The organism is Algibacter sp. L1A34 (genome assembly GCF_009796805.1).
Taxonomy (GTDB): Bacteria; Bacteroidota; Bacteroidia; order Flavobacteriales; family Flavobacteriaceae; genus Algibacter.
On record NZ_CP047029.1, the window covers coordinates 4,538,335 to 4,554,707 of the forward strand.

14 protein-coding genes are annotated in these 16,373 nt (G+C 32.1%); 5 read left to right on the top strand and 9 right to left on the bottom strand.

The window, feature by feature from the left end; translation table 11 throughout:
- Positions 1 to 80: 80 nt before the first annotated feature.
- The 4 genes from GQR97_RS19165 to GQR97_RS19180 form a co-directional block, all read right to left on the bottom strand.
- Positions 81 to 419 (bottom strand): DUF2853 family protein, encoded by a 339-nt coding sequence (locus GQR97_RS19165; protein WP_158851342.1) that lies wholly within the window; start codon positions 417 to 419, stop codon positions 81 to 83.
- Positions 420 to 505: 86 nt separating this feature from the next.
- On the bottom strand, positions 506 to 2,266 hold the full coding sequence (gene menD, locus GQR97_RS19170) for a 2-succinyl-5-enolpyruvyl-6-hydroxy-3-cyclohexene-1-carboxylic-acid synthase (RefSeq protein ID WP_158851344.1): 1,761 nt from the start codon (positions 2,264 to 2,266) through the stop codon (positions 506 to 508).
- A 51-nt stretch (positions 2,267 to 2,317) separates the two neighbouring features.
- Positions 2,318 to 3,439 carry a chorismate-binding protein gene (locus GQR97_RS19175; RefSeq protein WP_158851346.1) on the bottom strand — a complete coding sequence of 374 codons (1,122 nt, stop codon included), beginning with the start codon at positions 3,437 to 3,439 and terminating at the stop codon, positions 2,318 to 2,320.
- Positions 3,440 to 3,441: 2 nt separating this feature from the next.
- The gene (locus GQR97_RS19180; protein WP_158851348.1) at positions 3,442 to 3,864 is read right to left on the bottom strand and encodes a PaaI family thioesterase; all 423 of its coding nucleotides are present in this window, start codon (positions 3,862 to 3,864) and stop codon (positions 3,442 to 3,444) included.
- A 131-nt stretch (positions 3,865 to 3,995) separates the two neighbouring features.
- On the opposite strand from GQR97_RS19180, the gene GQR97_RS19185 reads away from it, so the two are divergent.
- Positions 3,996 to 4,568 carry a GNAT family N-acetyltransferase gene (locus tag GQR97_RS19185; RefSeq protein WP_158851350.1) on the top strand — a complete coding sequence of 191 codons (573 nt, stop codon included), beginning with the start codon at positions 3,996 to 3,998 and terminating at the stop codon, positions 4,566 to 4,568.
- Positions 4,569 to 4,643: 75 nt separating this feature from the next.
- On the opposite strand, the gene GQR97_RS19190 is transcribed toward GQR97_RS19185, so the two are convergent.
- A complete protein-coding gene (locus GQR97_RS19190) occupies positions 4,644 to 5,801 on the bottom strand; it encodes a class I SAM-dependent RNA methyltransferase (protein WP_158851352.1) in 1,158 nt (385 codons plus the stop codon).
- Positions 5,802 to 6,046: 245 nt separating this feature from the next.
- Here GQR97_RS19190 and GQR97_RS19195 point away from each other — a divergent pair, with 245 nt between their 5' ends.
- Both GQR97_RS19195 and GQR97_RS19200 read left to right on the top strand, forming a co-directional pair.
- Positions 6,047 to 6,778 carry a class I SAM-dependent methyltransferase gene (locus GQR97_RS19195; RefSeq protein WP_158851354.1) on the top strand — a complete coding sequence of 244 codons (732 nt, stop codon included), beginning with the start codon at positions 6,047 to 6,049 and terminating at the stop codon, positions 6,776 to 6,778.
- Positions 6,779 to 6,859: 81 nt separating this feature from the next.
- Positions 6,860 to 7,534 (top strand): ZIP family metal transporter, encoded by a 675-nt coding sequence (locus GQR97_RS19200; RefSeq protein ID WP_158851356.1) that lies wholly within the window; start codon positions 6,860 to 6,862, stop codon positions 7,532 to 7,534.
- Positions 7,535 to 7,646: 112 nt separating this feature from the next.
- Here the strand turns inward: GQR97_RS19200 and rlmF are convergent, their stop codons facing one another.
- Positions 7,647 to 8,459 (bottom strand): 23S rRNA (adenine(1618)-N(6))-methyltransferase RlmF, encoded by an 813-nt coding sequence (gene rlmF / locus GQR97_RS19205; protein ID WP_233267575.1) that lies wholly within the window; start codon positions 8,457 to 8,459, stop codon positions 7,647 to 7,649.
- A gap of 68 nt (positions 8,460 to 8,527) precedes the next feature.
- Complete coding sequence (locus tag GQR97_RS19210) at positions 8,528 to 8,953, bottom strand: DUF3995 domain-containing protein (protein WP_158851358.1); 426 nt, start codon at positions 8,951 to 8,953, stop codon at positions 8,528 to 8,530.
- Between the two features lie 93 nt (positions 8,954 to 9,046).
- On the opposite strand from GQR97_RS19210, the gene GQR97_RS19215 reads away from it, so the two are divergent.
- Both GQR97_RS19215 and GQR97_RS19220 read left to right on the top strand, forming a co-directional pair.
- Positions 9,047 to 9,703, top strand: coding sequence for an HAD family hydrolase (locus GQR97_RS19215; protein ID WP_158851360.1), 657 nt, complete (start codon positions 9,047 to 9,049; stop codon positions 9,701 to 9,703).
- 315 nt (positions 9,704 to 10,018) lie between these two features.
- Positions 10,019 to 11,161, top strand: a complete 1,143-nt coding sequence (locus GQR97_RS19220; RefSeq protein ID WP_158851362.1) for a hypothetical protein — start codon at positions 10,019 to 10,021, stop codon at positions 11,159 to 11,161.
- Positions 11,162 to 11,428: 267 nt separating this feature from the next.
- Here GQR97_RS19220 and GQR97_RS19225 read toward each other — a convergent pair whose 3' ends face one another.
- Together GQR97_RS19225 and sbcD are read right to left on the bottom strand one after the other, a co-directional pair.
- On the bottom strand, positions 11,429 to 15,082 hold the full coding sequence (locus GQR97_RS19225) for an AAA family ATPase (RefSeq protein ID WP_158851364.1): 3,654 nt from the start codon (positions 15,080 to 15,082) through the stop codon (positions 11,429 to 11,431).
- Between the two features lie 12 nt (positions 15,083 to 15,094).
- Complete coding sequence (gene sbcD, locus GQR97_RS19230; RefSeq protein ID WP_158851366.1) at positions 15,095 to 16,297, bottom strand: exonuclease subunit SbcD; 1,203 nt, start codon at positions 16,295 to 16,297, stop codon at positions 15,095 to 15,097.
- Positions 16,298 to 16,373: the final 76 nt, after the last annotated feature.

Consider the following 16,373-nt stretch of genomic DNA (forward strand, 5'->3'; position numbering starts at 1 on the left):
TTAGAAGAACATATACTTAATGCAAGAAGGCGCTACATAAATGTAACGCCTTTTAATCTATAGAGTATTATTCTGTAATGTTAGTATACAGATTCTTTACTGAAATGTTTTGTTAATAGGTAATAAACAACAGCCCTGTACTTATTACGATTCGATTTTCCGTATTGCTCTAACACAGCATCGATAGCTGAATCTAATTTAGCATCATCAGCTAATCCTAATTTTTTAATTAAGAAATTGTTTTTTACAGTTGCTAATTCAGATGCGTCTGAACCTGAAACTGTAGAAGAGTCCTTGTTATAAATAGATGGTCCACAACCAATGGTTACTTTTTTTAATAAATCCATGTCTGCTTCTACGCCACATTTTTCTTTTAAATCGGCTGCATACTTTACAATTAATTCGTCTCTTTTACTCATGTTTAGAATGTTTTAAATAGGGTTAATAAATTAAGTTATTAAGATAACTATTTTTAAGACACAAAATAAATCGATAGGTCACATAATTATTTTATTTTCTTGAAATAATTTAATAAAACCTCGTCGTTAATAGCCTTAGGTGTAAACACTTCTAGTAATTTTGGTTGCTCTCCGCTTTCATAAAATGAATTTAACGTCTCCTTTAATTCCAATTTATTTGAGGCTGAGCTATAATCTAAACCATACATTTTACATAAATGCTCCGCAGTAAGGCTGTGCTTTGTTTCAAAATAAGTATCAAAATTCTCAGTATTTTTATGTCCAGGCAATATTCTAAAAATTCCACCACCTTGATTATTCACAATAATTATTCTAAAATTTTTAGGTATATAATTATTCCAAAGTGCATTGCTATCATATAGAAAACTTAAATCTCCTGTGATAAAAACAGTTGGTTTATTATTCGCCACAGCCGAACCTATTGCAGTGCTAGTGCTACCATCGATACCACTTGTGCCACGATTACAAAACACCTCTAACGTTTTATTTAGGTTGAATAACTGCGTATAACGAATGGCAGAACTATTACCAACTTGCAAAATAGAATTATCGGGAATCGATTTTAAAATTTTGCTAAATACTGCAAAATCCGAAAAGGGGATCTCCTTTAAATATTGCTTATGCTTTTCTAATCTGTTTTGTTTTTCGGCAGCCCAAAAACTATTATAATTACTTTTTACATAATGTGTTACTTTCGGTAAAAACTCCGAAAAAAACTGATTTGGAGAAGCTTCAATATGATTATTTAAACTAAAAAAAGTATCGTTCGCATCCTTTTCATCAATATGCCAATGTTGTTTAGGTTTATACTTTCGTAGGAATTGTTTAATCTTTTTCGAAACAATTAAACCTCCAAACGTAACTAATATCCCTGGTTGAAGTTGTTTTTGCTCTTCTTCTGATAAAGGCGCTATTAATTGATCGATACTATTAAAAAAACGAGGATGATGTAAATTTGAAGTGCTTTCGGTTAAAACAATAACACTATCATCTTCCGATAATTCATCCAACCATTTTTGCTCAATAGTATTGGGTTGATTTACACCAACTAAAATCATTTTTTTTGTAGCCGAGTTCCAATCCTCGAAACACGATTTTAAAATATGTTCTTCAATTTCGGTTTCTTTAAACGGAATTTCTATAACCTTTGGAGAAACACTCAATGTTTCAACCATTTCATAAAGAGGCTCATCAAAAGGAATATTAATATGAACAGGTCCCTTTTTTAATTTTGAAATATTAATGGCCGTATTTATTTCTTCTTCGTTATAAGTTTGAATACCTTTTTGCAAACCTAGTAAACGTTCAAATTTATCCTCTAAATTTTTAAATATTGGAAGTTCTTTGGCGTTAGGTACATTTTTTTCATCCTTTAAATCCAACTTTAAATTAGCTGAATATAAAATGTGATTTTTAAATACATTTTTCTGATTAATAGTCTGTCCATCACCTATACCAATCAAGTGCTTAGGTCTATCGGCCGATAAAACGATCAACGGAATATTACTAAAAAAAGCCTCGGCAACTGCAGGATAATAATTAAGCAATGCACTACCCGAAGTACAAACCACAGCCGTTGGTTCTTGTGTTTTTTGCGCAATTCCTAATGCAAAAAATGCCGCACAACGTTCATCAACAATACTATAACTTTTAAAAAAAGGATTGTGAGAAAAACCAATGGTTAAAGGTGCATTTCTGCTACCTGGAGATAATATTATATGTTTAATTCCTTTAGCTTTACACAACTGAATAACCGTTTGCGCAAGCGGAATTTTTGGATACATCATAAAAATTTAAAATATCCTCAAAAATAAGAATTACTACAAGAAATTAAGTGCTTACAATACCTTTTTAATCACTAAAGATTTAGAAACCGTTTCTTCCCATTCGCTTTCAGGGCAAGAGCTTTCGGTAATTCCACCACCAACATAAATAATGGCGTTGTTTTCTTTTAATTGCATACAACGCAAATTTACGTACAATTGTGTACTTTTTTTAGTTGTAGCATATGCCCTATTTTCAATATTACGTTTTCCAGAACGTGGCGCCAATATTATGTCTAAATTCAATTCTCCTAAAAAACCAGTGTAAAATTCACGATTATAACTTTCATTTTTTAATATGAATTGCTTAGCATCCAATTTTGGTAAACCACACACAGCTGGCGTAGGATGCAAACTATAAAGTAAATCTTTTAAACTGATAGCATTAGGGCGTAAAACTCCCCAAATTTTAGTTTTTAAATGCAGTAAATTACCGGCTTTAACTGTTTCTACTGTAGAGGTTTTTATATTATCAATAGTATCTTTTATGCTATCTAAAATAAAATCGGTAACATATTGTTGTTCCTGCAACTCCTTATTTTGCCAAGTAACATCTAAACTCCCTTTATAGTTTTGAGTTCCTGCCAATGCCATAATAGAAAAACGCTGTCCTTCTATTTTCACTAAGGTTTCTGGTGTTGCTCCCAACCAAAGACCAACTTTTGGATGATACCAACAATACACAAATGCCGAAGCATAATGCTCTAACAGGTTTTTAAAAATAGAAAGTGGATTATTATCAGAAAGTAAAACCGTTTCCGAACGTGACAAAACCACTTTTTTAAACTCATTATTCTTAATAGCTTCTACCCCACTTTTCACAAGGTTAACATGTATTTCCTTTTCGGAATTATTCTGAGTTTCTGGTTCGTTATTCGATGTCACTATATCGCTTAATACCGTATGAGCTGTCTTAAATTTTTCAGAAAACTCCAAAGGCATTAAAACCGATTTTTCGGTATTATCAAAAGGAGAGAACACGAAGCCTTTTTCCGTGAAATCTTGAGTAAATATTAAATCGTCTGTTTTTTGAAGTAACGCATTTATGCTATTTTCCTTTGGCTTTCTATACACAACAAATGGCAATTCTACGTTGTATTGACTTTCAATACGATTAAAAAATTCGTTCAAAGTCATTCTTATCTTTTAGGTAAAGAAATAGTAGATAAACGACAAATAGAAATTAAATTATCATCATCGTCCGTTACTCTTATATCCAATAATTGCGTGGTTCTCCCCTTATGTAAAAAGGTTGCTTTAGCATATACAAATCCGCTTTTCACACTTTTTAAATGGTTTGCTGTAATTTCTAAACCACGAACAAAAAGGTTATCCGTATTAACAAATACGTGCGTTGCAAAACTACCTACACTTTCTGCCAAAGCTGCTGTTGCTCCACCATGTAACACGCCATCTGGTTGGTGCACTCGAGAATCTACAGGCATTCTAGCCGTTAAATAATCATCACCAAAATCTACCATTTCAATGTTTAATGTTTCCATTAATGTATTTTTACAAGCTGTATTAGCTTTTTCTAAAACTGCTTTTTTAGATAATTCCATAAGAAATTGTATTTTTAATCGCGTTTGCAAAAGTACAAAATAATAAGAGTCTTTGTCTCGAGTTTACTCAGGCTTTTTATTGCCTTGAGAACCAAAGAATATTAAAATATTTAAACCGCATTACTTTATATATGAATACACTCATTTTAGAAAACAACCGAGTAAAACTAAGCCTTTTAACTTTAGATAATTATTTTGAAATCCTTAAAATAGGTCAACAAAAAAACTTAGTACAATATTCACCAAGTAAAGTTGCTACACCAGAAGATTTAAAAAATTATGTACAAACGGCCGTTAAAGGGTATCAAAACAAAACCGTTATTCCTTTTTTAATTTTTGATAAAAAAACGAATGCTTATGCTGGCACAACCCGTTTTGCAAATATTGATTCGCATAATAAATTATTACATATTGGTTGGACGTGGATTGGTCACGAATTTCAAGGCACAGGTTTAAATATAAATATGAAATTTTTAATGCTTCAATATGCTTTTCAAGTCTTAAAGTTTGATAAAGTAGAATTCCGAGCCGATGAACGTAACATAGCATCTAGAAAAGCTATTGAAAAAATAGGTGGTAAACTAGAAGGTATTCTTCGGAAAGATATGCTGATGCTCGATGGCTTTAAACGAAATTCTTGTTGTTATGGTATTTTAAAGAAAGAATGGCCCGCTATTAAAACTTCCGTTTTTAAAGATTTTTAACATGAATATAAACGAAAAAACTCAGATATTATCTGAGTTTTTTGTTTCATAATTATATTTTAAACAGCTTAACGGCTATTTCATATATTTTCCTTTTTTACTGCCTTCATACATCACGTATTTTACTAATCGTGATTCTAATTTGGCATTAAAAAGATGAATTTTTCTTGATGGACGTAAACCCACATGTTTTAAAGCCTCGAGGTTAGATGTAATAAACCACGCATCGGTACCAGGATAACTTTGTTTAAGCGTATCTCCAATGTTAGCATAAAACTCCTCCATATCAATATTTAATCGCTCACCGTATGGTGGATTAAAAACCATGTGTAATTTTTCGTCGCCTCCTTTTTGAGTTTTAAAGAAATCTTCATGTTTAATTTCTATAAAATCTTCTAGCTGAGCGTTTATAACGTTTTCTTTAGCTTTAGTTACAGCACTTGGTGCTTTATCGTAACCAATTATTTTATGATGAAAATCGCGAGTCTTTTTAAGTAGCGACTCTTCAATTTTTTCGAATAACTCTACATCCCAATCACTCCAACGCTCGAATGCGAATTCTTTACGCATCAAGTTTGGCGGTATGTTACAAGCAATCATAGCGGCTTCTATTAACATCGTTCCCGAACCACACATTGGGTCCATGAAATCTGTTTGCCCGTCCCATCCAGAAAGCATAATTAATCCTGCTGCTAAAACTTCGTTTATTGGTGCAATGTTTGTTGCTGTTTTATAACCACGTTTATGTAATGAATCTCCAGAAGAATCTAAAGATATGGTACATTTTCTACGATCTATGTGTACGTTTATTTTTAAATCGGGAAATTTTAAATCTACATTTGGACGTACACCTTCGGTATCTCTAAATTTATCGACAACGGCATCTTTCGTTTTTTGAGCAATATAGAGCGAGTGCGTAAATAAATCTGAATGAATAGTAGCATCTACCGCCAAAGTTCCTGTGGCTTTTAGATACTTAGACCAATCCATGGCATAAATTTTATCGTATAATTCTTTTTCGCTGTTTACAGTAAAACTATGAATGGGTTTTAAAATTTTTACGGCAGTACGCAAACCTAAGTTACACTTGTACATAAAACCTTTATCACCTGAGAAAGAGACGTTTCTAATGCCTTTTTTTACGTGATGTGCGCCTAACTGCGTAAGTTCGTCTGCTAATAAATCCTCAAAGCCAAATAAGGTTTTGGCAACCATGTTGAAATTTTCTTCCATTTTTTTCGTCTACGTCTAATAGATTGCAAAAATAACTTAATTTTGCAGAACGCAAGAGATATTAGCGGATAATGGGTTAGGGATTGCAGCGGCATCCTTTTTGCAAAGATTTTAAGACCAAATTTTAAGTTAAACCTTATGTTTTATTGATGTCTGATTCTTTAAATAAATTAAGAACGCTTAGCAAAAAGATATAGCGGAAAGCCCGACCTCGCCTAAAGGCGTGGTAACCTCCAAAAAACAATATGGAAAAACAAGAGACAGAATGGTTTGCTTCGTGGTTCGACACGGTGTATTATCATATTTTATACAAGGATCACGATGATACGGAAGCGCAGGCGTTTATGGAAACGTTGAGCAATTATTTAAACATGCCTGAAGGTGGTAAAATTTTAGATTTAGCTTGCGGAAAAGGTAGGCACTCTCGATATTTGAACAAAATTGGTTTTGATGTTACTGGTGTAGATTTAAGTAAAAACAGTATTAATTACGCGAAACAATTTGAAAACCACAGGTTAAAATTTGAGGTTCACGATATGTGTAACCCTTACCCAGAAACATTTGACGCGGTTTTTAATTTATTTACCAGTTTTGGATATTTTGATGATGAAGCCGATAATTTAAGAACGATAAAAGCTATAAAAGCAGATTTAAATGAATTTGGTTTTGGTGTTATCGATTTTATGAATTCGGAGTTCGTGATTGATAATCTAGTGCCTGAGGAAGTAAAAACGGTAGATGGTATTGATTTTTATTTGAAGCGTTACGTGGAAGATGGTTATATTATTAAAGATATTGCGTTTACTGCGGATGGCAAGGCTTATAAATTTCAGGAGCGTGTACGTGGCTTTACTTTAGCCGATTTTGAAGCACTTTTTGAGCAGGCCGATGTGTATTTATTAGATGTTTTTGGAGATTATAAATTGGGTAAATTTAGTAGAAAATCTTCGGAACGTTTAGTGATGATTTTTAAATAGTCGACTTGTAATCGACATTTATATTTACAGTTGTTTTTTTAATAGAAAACACTTTAACACTCATTTTTGAGCTTATTTTAGATGAATAAATTTATTTTACCCATAATTGCCGTTATAATAGGTGTGCTTATAGCAACCATTACCAAGAGTAATAAATCTTGGAACATGAAGCTTATGCTATCTTTTAGTGGTGCATTTTTATTGGCCTTAACCTTGTTTGAATTACTCCCGGAAGTTTATGAGCATTTACCTTCTAAACAAACGGGATTGTTTATAATGTGCGGAATTTTATTGCAGATTTCTCTGGAGTTATTTTCGAAAGGTGCCGAACATGGGCATGTACATATCCATAAGAACGAAACGGCTTTTCCTTGGTGGTTATTTGTTAGTTTATGCATGCATAGTTTTCTAGAAGGCTTCCCAATACATGAGCATAACGATATGGTTTATGGGGTTTTAGTTCATAAAATTCCGATTGCCACGCTTATAAGTATGTTTTTATTTCAGTCAAGTTTTAGTAAATCTAAAATTGCTATTTTCTTAGTTATTTTTGCTTTAATGACACCGTTAGGAACCTTAATATCGAATACAACCACTTTATCCGAATCGTTTACTCAAAGTATTAATGCCATGGTTATTGGTATATTTTTTCATATTTCGACAACCATTTTATTTGAAAGTAGTGATGGGCATAAATTTAACCTGAGTAAATTTGTAGCTATTATCTTGGGTGTTGGGATTGCATACTTGATTTAAGAAGCGATAGAAACCTAAATACCAACCACTTAGAATTATGCCTAATTCAAAAAAACACTTTAATGTTTCAATTTGAATTAGACAAAACCTATTTAATACTCTTTATTGATTTTTAAAACCTCCAGGCTAGAATTCGTGATATCTTATTCCCCTGCCCCATGCTTACAACTTTAACTTCTGTAGCTCCAAGTTTTTTAAGCGACTTTTGTATCCCTTTTACTAAATCCTTTTTTGAAACTAAGGTTGTAAACCATTCGCAATTTTCTTTATGGAGAGAACTCTCGTATAAATAAGTATGTAAAAATGCTTTTTCGCCTCCTTTATAAGCGAGTTCTGTATTTGTACCCGAAAAATTTCTAACTAATTTATCAGTGCTTTTACCTAAGTTTTTTAATTTTCTTGTAGTCGCTTCATCGGCCTCTTCTTCAGAATTAAAAAATGGTGGATTACAAATGGAAATGGAAAAAGCATCATCTTCCTTTAAAATACCATTAAAAATTTGTGAACTATCTTTCTGATGGCGTAAGGCTATAGAATCTTGTAGTTTATTTTTATCAATAATTTTTTGCGCATTTTTTAATGATTTTTCATCAATATCTGTAGCAACAAAATTCCAGTTGTACTCAGCATGACCCAAAAGCGGATAAATACAGCTTGCTCCTGTACCAATATCTAATATTTTAATAGCGTCCTTTTCTTTTACTGTTTTTAGTAAATGAACTATATGATGGATATAATCTACACGACCAGGAATTGGTGGACATAAATTCTCCTCTGGAAACTCCCAAAATTTTATACCATAATCTTTAAGTAATAAAGCCGTATTAAGTGCTTTTACCGCTTTTGGTTTAGCGAAATCTATAGTTATAGTTTGATGTCTGTTTTCGAAAACAAATGGTTTTAATTCTGGATATACATTACACAAAGCATCTAAATCGTAACCCGACTTATGTTTGTTTTTTGGGTGAAAGTTTGGAGTAGTTTTGATAATTTTTAATTTAAAGTTTCTATTAAGATACCAACAATACTAATAACTAAGCACAAGGGTGCAAAATAGGCTGTATCCATTTCGCCAAAAGTAGTCTGTTTTACCTTCTTAAAAAAGCCGACATATTTAAAATCTCCAATAGCACGAATAAAAAATAGAATGGAAATAATCCAACCAGTGTATTGCATAATCCAATTAGGCAAATATAGCGCTGTTACAGCCGATTTATAAAAGTAAAAACAGCAAAATGAAAGTAATGCTAAACCAACAATGGCGTTATCTATTTTTTTAGGGTTTAAAACGCGTTCGCCATTTTCTTTTGTTGGTAACGACGCTTCGAAACCAAATTGCCCTCCAAAAAACCAATTAAAATGAATAACCGCGAGCACAAGAAAAACGATACTTAATAGTAAGGAAAAAACAGTTATCATAATTCTTTAATTTAAGGTGCAAACTTAATAATTTCGATCTCGTTTTAATTATTGAAACGAATTCTTTTATCTTCGCCATAAATAAACTTTAAGATGTTAAAAGCTGCAATTTTCGATATGGATGGTGTTATAATAAATAGCGAACCGCTACACCACGCTGCCTACCACAAAATGTTTAGTGATGTTGGTGCTAACATGACTAGTGAACTATACGAATCTTTCACTGGGCAATCTACTTTAAATGTTTGTAAACAAGTTAAAGATCATTTTAATTTGAATGAAAGTCCCGAAACTTTAGTTGCCATAAAACGTAAACATTATGAGTACATTTTTGAAAACGATAAAGATTTCGATTTAATTGACGGCGTTTTAGATTTAATTAAAAATTACCATGCCAATGGCCTTACCCTAGTTTTAGCATCATCAGCTTCTATGCCTAGTATAGAGCGTATTTTTAAACGTTTCGATTTAAACCAATATTTTAAAGCCAAATTAAGTGGTGCCGATTTAAAAGCATCGAAACCTCATCCAGAAATTTTTATAAAAGCAGCCGACGCATCTGGTTTTAAAACTTCGGAATGTATTGTTATTGAAGATTCGACTAACGGTATAACTGCGGCAAATGGCGCCAATATTTTTTGCGTTGGTTATGATAGTGTACATTCAAAAAACCAAGATTACAGTAATGCTAATTTAAAAATTAAAGATTTTACGGCTATCACTTTCGATAAAATCTCAGCTCATTTTTAAGTGTTAACTTATTTATCTTTCTTATTAGGTATAATTATAACCTAAAAATCAATCCTCACATTTCCTTTATTAATATTAGGGATATACTTCTTTGTGCTCTAATGCCAATTATTAAATCTTCATTAATTCTTATCAAATTTTGTATCTATATTTATTATAGCTAACCGTTAAATCTAGCTTATTACAAATTCAAAAAGAGCGTTTCAACTTAAAAAATAAAAATAACTAACTCAATACCAACACACTAAACCCCTTTCACGTTTTTTGGCACGCTGTTTGCAAATACCTAACTGTATAACATTAAAACATACAGATATGAAAAAGTATATATTCTTATTAGCCGGATTGGTCCTTGCAGGATTCACCGCTAGTGCAGACACAACAACCGCCAACCAAACAAACGAAGCATCAAATATTAACAGAGGTTACGGCAGCTCTTTCATATTTGTTGAAAACGGAATAGAATTTTCGATTTTTGCCGATGGTCAATTCGATTTTAATTTACAACGACAAACATCAAACGTAAATGTATCTTTACATTCTAGAAATCTAGATTTAAGTTTTAACTCTGGATACGATTATAATGCATACGTGCAGTACGATGAGTTTGGTGCAATTATTCAAATAGAAAACACACCTATTTATTACGATTATTACGGTAGAATTTCGCAAGCTGGAAACGTAAACATAAACTACAACAACAATGGTTACATATCTAACGTTGGCGGACTATATGTGCACTATGATCGTTATAACAGATATTCTCACTATACTGGTTTTATAAACGTGTATAACCGTGGTTACATTTACCGTCCATGGCACAATTATTACCGCGCGCCATTAGTTAATTTTCGTGTAGTATTTAATCGTCCTTACCGTCAACATTATGCTCCAGTGCGTTATGTGTACAACCGTCCGTTTTACAACAACCACCGTCCATCATCAGCTATATATAGTCGTCGTGGAAACACTGTTGCCAGAAACCGTAATTACGCTACAGTAAATAGAAGTTCTAGAAACGTTACAAAAATTAACCGTAACACACAAACCAGACGTAATGCAACAACAAATAACAACCGTCGTTACACAACAACATCACCAAATAGAAACTCTAATGCAAAAAGTACAAACCGTAATTATACACAACGCGATAATAGTCGTGTAGCAAGAACAACACCGAACAGAACGGTTACTAAAACAACAACTACTAGATCTACAAGACCTAGTGCGAACAGCACAAATACTAGAAATGTAAGCCGTGCGAAAATAAATACGGTTTCTAAAAATCCAAAAACATCTAACGCACGTACATATAATAGAAACAGCAATAATACTAGAAGCACGAAACGTGTAGCTACCGTTACTAAAGCACCAAGAACAAGCAATAGTAAAGCCACACAAAGTAGTCGTAAATCTAGCAACAATACAAGATCGACAACCACACGTAGACGATCGTAAAAATTTTGGTTGGTTAGTACGAAAAATCCCTGTGAACCGTTTGCTTCAAAGCAACATCACGGGGTTTTTCATTTTTAATAGTTTGAGCGTTACCACAAGGGTCGGGCTTTACACTATATCTTTTTTTAGCTCGGGGTCCTTTAAGCAAATTTAGCACTCCAATTAAAACATAAGCAAAACCGATACTATTTTCTTAATTATCAAAAAAAAGGATGCCGTTGCAATCCCTAACGCGAGTTACGGCTGTGGCAATACATTTTAGAAAAATCACATTATATCCACCACACTCACTCCATTATTCTTTTTAGTAATTTGAATTTGGGTAGAAATACGCTCTTTTAAATTTTCAACGTGAGATATTATACCAATCATTTTACCTTGCGATTGCAAAGTTTCTAAAGTAGAAATAACCGTTTCTAAAGTATTTTTATCCAAGGTTCCGAAACCTTCATCAATAAACAACGAATCGATTTTTACATTTTTACTAGCCAAATCAGACAAACCAAGAGCCAAAGCCAAACTAATAATAAACTTCTCACCTCCACTAGATGTGTCTATCAACCTGGCCTGATCGGTTTGGTAATGGTCTATTAAATTAAAATTAAGTTCCTCTTTAGGTTTATAAGCCTCTTCCATTTTTAAAGAATAGCGCTTATTTAATTTAAACAAATGCACATTGGCTAAATCTAGTAAGTGCTTTAAAGTTAAGCGTTGCACATATACGTTAAAGGCATCTTTAGAATTCCCTATAATTTTAAACAGCTCCCTCCAAACATTGCAAACCGTTTCTTGAGCATCTATTTTTTTATAGATTTCTTTATTTCGATCTCTAATTTCCTTATCCTTTTTAAAGGCTTGTATAATCTCACCTTTTTCCGATAACAGTGTTTTATTTGCCTTATTCAAATCTTCTAAAGCCAATTTACACTCGGCCTCAGTAATTTCAAATGTTTTAAATTTTTCTAAATCTACTTTAGCTTTTTCGTTAGATTCTCTGTAAGCTTTTAAACGAAGTTGTTTTTCTTTTATGGCTTCTTTATTTTTTGTAAACCGCACCAAATCGGCATCTAGAAGTATTGCTTTCTGTACCAATTCTCTTGTATCAAAATCGCTAACTTTTAATTGAGTATCAAAAATAGAATTTAACGTGTCTAGCTTTTCTTTTAAAACTAATACCTCCTTATTCGTTTCTATTTTTAAAGCTTCTTTTTTGTTTTGTAAATCTAAAAACTCCTGGCGTTTCTGTTTACTGAACTCTACCTTTTTAGACAAAGCCATTCGTTCTGTTTGTAAAAGTTCTCGCTTCTGTTCTACAGAAATAGCAATAGGTAAAATAGCTTCACGCTGTTTTTTTAATTGTTCTATTTTAACAATAGATACTGTAATCGTTTTAGAACAAACTTCTTCTGCTTTAAGTTGTATTTCTAACTTCTCCTTATTATTTTCTAACTTAGTGTTTACAACCGATATACTCGATTTTAATAAGTCTAAATTCTTCTCTTTTTTATTAAAATCCGCAATTAAAATTTTAAGACTTTCAATAAACTCACTACTCTTTTCAATTGAAGGAAATTGGTAATTAAATTTAGATAGTTTTTCTTTTAAAGCAATCTCTAAATTATTACAGATTTCTTTTAAATTAACAATTAGTTTTTGCTTTTCTGCAATATCCTTATTGCTATTTTTATTCTTTTCAACAAGCGTAGCTACACCATTTTTAATCTTATTAAACCTCTCACTTTGTATTTTAAAAGTATCGTTTAATTTATTGCTATCCTTTTGTAATTGTTGAGCTACTTTTAACTTTTTATCTAATAATAAAATATCCTGCGTTATTTGTTTAACCTCAATTTCAATTTGAGCGGTATTCGATAACTCACAATCTATATTTAATTGTTTCGTCTTTAATTTTAATGCTTTTACTTCATCATTAATTAAACCATGACGTTGCGTTAATCCATCGATGGTTGTGTTCGCTACAACTTCTTTTTTCTCTAATTCGTTTTTTGAAACAATTAAGGCTTGGAGCTTTTCTTTGCGTTTATTAAGTTCTAATTCAGATTTTGAAACACCTACCGAAACCAAATTCTCGGTAAACGGATGCTCTAATGAACCACACAAACCACAAGGTGTTCCTTCAGTTAAACTCTGACGATCACCTTCATACTTAGAAATACTTTTCTCTAAGTTTAAAATTTTATCTGCATCTGCAACCGACTTTTCTTGAGCTTCAATTTGTTGATTAACCGCTTGTATTTCCTTTTTACTAACCTCTAATGCCTTTGCAAGCGCTTTTTGTTTAGTTAATAAATCGGTTTGTTCTTTTTCAACTTTAAGTATTTGCTCAGAAAGGGTTTTAAACTGTTTCCAGTTTGTTTCTTTAGTAGCTAATTTGGTTTTAGTCGCTAGTAAATCGGTTAAATTATTTTTAGATAATTTTAAAGTGATCTCAGCTAATAATTTTTCTGTTTTTTCAATTTCGTCAGTTTCAACTTTCAGTAATTTATTGCCCTCTTTTAAGCGCGCTTCTGTTTTTTCTACCTCTTCTTTTTTTACAGAAACAAAATCTTGAGCTTCTTTTAAACTTTCTTTTTTAGCTTTTAAAGCAGTTAATTCACTTGCCCAATTGGATATTTGTAAATCAACATCCTTCAATAATTTATGCTCAAAAATAAAGCTTTGATCTATTTTTATTTTAGCTTCAGTATCCGCTAAATCTTTATTCAATTTGGTTTGCTCTTCTCTTAAAAGCTTAATTTGTTTGGCTAACGCTTCTAATTCTAAAATTGATTTTTGCTTATTTTCAGCTTCATTTTTAAGTTTACCATCTAAGCTATTTATAGCATCAAATTTTGGTAACCAATCCGCAAACGTTTTGTCTGCCACATTTAGCAAATCCGTTTCTTTTTGAGTTTGTGAACTTAATTTTTCAATCTCTGGTTTTAAGGTTTTAAGTTCAGACTCTAAACGTTCTAATTGTTTAGATTTATCAACAGACTCTTGCTCTGTTCTATTTAAATTCTGAAGTAACTCTTTAAAAGGTGCTGCCTTTTCATTTAAATCTAACTGTTCTAATTCTTGTTTATGCTTTTCAACAAATAAATTTACCTCCTTAGATTCTATTTCTAACTTTTCCGATTCATCAAGTATTTTCTGGAATTTCACATACCATTCTACAATACTTTGAGTGGTTTTTATCTCCTTTTCAATCTTTAAAATTTCGGTATCGAGTGCTTTATCTTTTTGAGTTAACTCAACCTTAGCTTCTTCTGATAAAACATCATCAGAATTAATTCTAGACTGAATATCTTTAAGCGCATTTTCTTCTTTAGCTTTTCGTTCTTGAATGCTCTGCCCTATCTTTTTATAAATTTCTTCGCCTGTAATTTGTTCTAGCAGCTTCCCTTTCTCCGGGCCTTTAGCTGTTAAAAATGAAGCGAATTCACCTTGAGCCAACATTACAGAACGTAAAAACTGATTGTAATCTAATTGAGTTACTCGAACCACTTCTGATATTAAACTCCGTTTCTGACTCGCCAAAATAGCGCCTGTTGTTAAGTTCTTTAAACTAACTTCTTCCTTCGGATTCTTATACTTTTTACCAGATTTATCGGCAACCTTCATACCCCAAAAGGCATCGTAAATTACATTATCGTTTTCAAAAGTAATTCTACTAAAAGCATCATGAGCCCCATGACTCACTACATTTATTAATGATCCTTTTGTTCCATTAAACCTTGGTACATTGTGATATAGCGCAATAGTTACAGCATCTAAAATAGTTGTTTTACCCGCTCCAGTAGAACCAGTAATCGCGTATAGACCAACATCTTTAAACTGTTCACTTTCAAAATCTATTACTATAGAAGAATCAGATTTTAAAGAATTTATATTTTGTAATTCAATTTTTAAAATTTTCATATCTGTCTGCTCTTACTGATTTTTAACGGCGTGTAAAATTTCATTAAAAGCATCTTCTACTTCAGGCCTACTTTCTAAATCGAAACCAATTTCTTTACATTTCAACTTGAAAACTTCAGTTGGTAATAATTCTTTAATCGATTTTGTTTCTTCTAACAACTCCTCTATTCCTTTTTGTTTTCGTAGATTTTTTAGAGCTGTTTTTAATATTTCAAAAGGATATTTTTCGGCGGCTTTATTTAGATCTTCAGTATTAACAGTATGTGTTTCATTTAATACAATTTCTACCCAAGGTGTTAATTCATAAGTATTAGAAGTAATACTTGGAAACGCATCAATACATTCAGATATGCTACCTGTTAGCTTATAAAACTCCCTAAAACGTGGAACTATAGCATCTTTAATGGTACTGATTTTATTGCCTTCAACAGTTAAAATAACAATCTTTTTATCATAATTAATTTCACTGAAACTTAAAATATTTGGAGATCCAGAATAGCGTACTTTATCATTCCCACCAATAATTTGGGGTCTGTGTAAGTGTCCTAAAGCTATATAATCGAAATAAACGGGGAAATCCTGAGCACCTATATGGCCAAGTGTTCCTACGTAAATATTTTGCTCACTATCCGAAACCGAGCCTCCTGTTGCAAATAAATGCCCCATAGCTATAACAGGAGCATTACTCATATTTATCAATTTACATTGCTCGGCAGATGCCTTATAATGATTAATTAGTGCTGTTTTGTATTTATCGGTGAGCTCATCGAAAGATTCTCCTGCAACGGCACGCCTAATATCACCATCACGTAAATAAGGAACGGCTCCTATAATTACTTTTTCACCATTAACATCAACTTCAAAAACCTCATCTTCAATATTTTCCGTAGCTTTTCCTACTACTTTTATTGCCAAAGCATTTAATATATGTTTGGGTGCATTTAAAGTACCTGCCGAGTCGTGATTTCCGCCAGTAATAATTATTGATTTGCAACTTGTCGTTTTTAACTTCACTAAAAAACTATAGTACATTTCTAAACTCTGGTTGGATGGTGAACCTGTATCGAAAACATCTCCAGAAATTAAAAGTACATCTATATTTTGTTCAATGATGTACGCTTCAATCCAACTTAAAAACAAAGTTTGTTCGGCAACTTGAGATTGTTCATGCAATCTATGTCCTAAATGCCAATCGGCTGTGTGAAGTATTTTCAAATGATTTATATTTTTAGCGTATTCAAAATACTATGATATAAATAATTTCATACCATCGTTATTCAACGAATTTAGA

What these genes read in the sequence shown, in the direction of transcription:
- GQR97_RS19165 (WP_158851342.1), bottom strand. Translation starts at nt 419, where the DNA reads ATGAGTAAAAGAGACGAATTAATTGTAAAGTATGCAGCCGATTTAAAA.
- menD (WP_158851344.1), bottom strand. Translation starts at nt 2,266, where the DNA reads ATGATGTATCCAAAAATTCCGCTTGCGCAAACGGTTATTCAGTTGTGT.
- GQR97_RS19175 (WP_158851346.1), bottom strand. Translation starts at nt 3,439, where the DNA reads ATGACTTTGAACGAATTTTTTAATCGTATTGAAAGTCAATACAACGTA.
- GQR97_RS19180 (WP_158851348.1), bottom strand. Translation starts at nt 3,864, where the DNA reads ATGGAATTATCTAAAAAAGCAGTTTTAGAAAAAGCTAATACAGCTTGT.
- GQR97_RS19185 (WP_158851350.1), top strand. Translation starts at nt 3,996, where the DNA reads ATGAATACACTCATTTTAGAAAACAACCGAGTAAAACTAAGCCTTTTA.
- GQR97_RS19190 (WP_158851352.1), bottom strand. Translation starts at nt 5,801, where the DNA reads ATGGAAGAAAATTTCAACATGGTTGCCAAAACCTTATTTGGCTTTGAG.
- GQR97_RS19195 (WP_158851354.1), top strand. Translation starts at nt 6,047, where the DNA reads ATGGAAAAACAAGAGACAGAATGGTTTGCTTCGTGGTTCGACACGGTG.
- GQR97_RS19200 (WP_158851356.1), top strand. Translation starts at nt 6,860, where the DNA reads ATGAATAAATTTATTTTACCCATAATTGCCGTTATAATAGGTGTGCTT.
- GQR97_RS19210 (WP_158851358.1), bottom strand. Translation starts at nt 8,953, where the DNA reads ATGATAACTGTTTTTTCCTTACTATTAAGTATCGTTTTTCTTGTGCTC.
- GQR97_RS19215 (WP_158851360.1), top strand. Translation starts at nt 9,047, where the DNA reads ATGTTAAAAGCTGCAATTTTCGATATGGATGGTGTTATAATAAATAGC.
- GQR97_RS19220 (WP_158851362.1), top strand. Translation starts at nt 10,019, where the DNA reads ATGAAAAAGTATATATTCTTATTAGCCGGATTGGTCCTTGCAGGATTC.
- GQR97_RS19225 (WP_158851364.1), bottom strand. Translation starts at nt 15,082, where the DNA reads ATGAAAATTTTAAAAATTGAATTACAAAATATAAATTCTTTAAAATCT.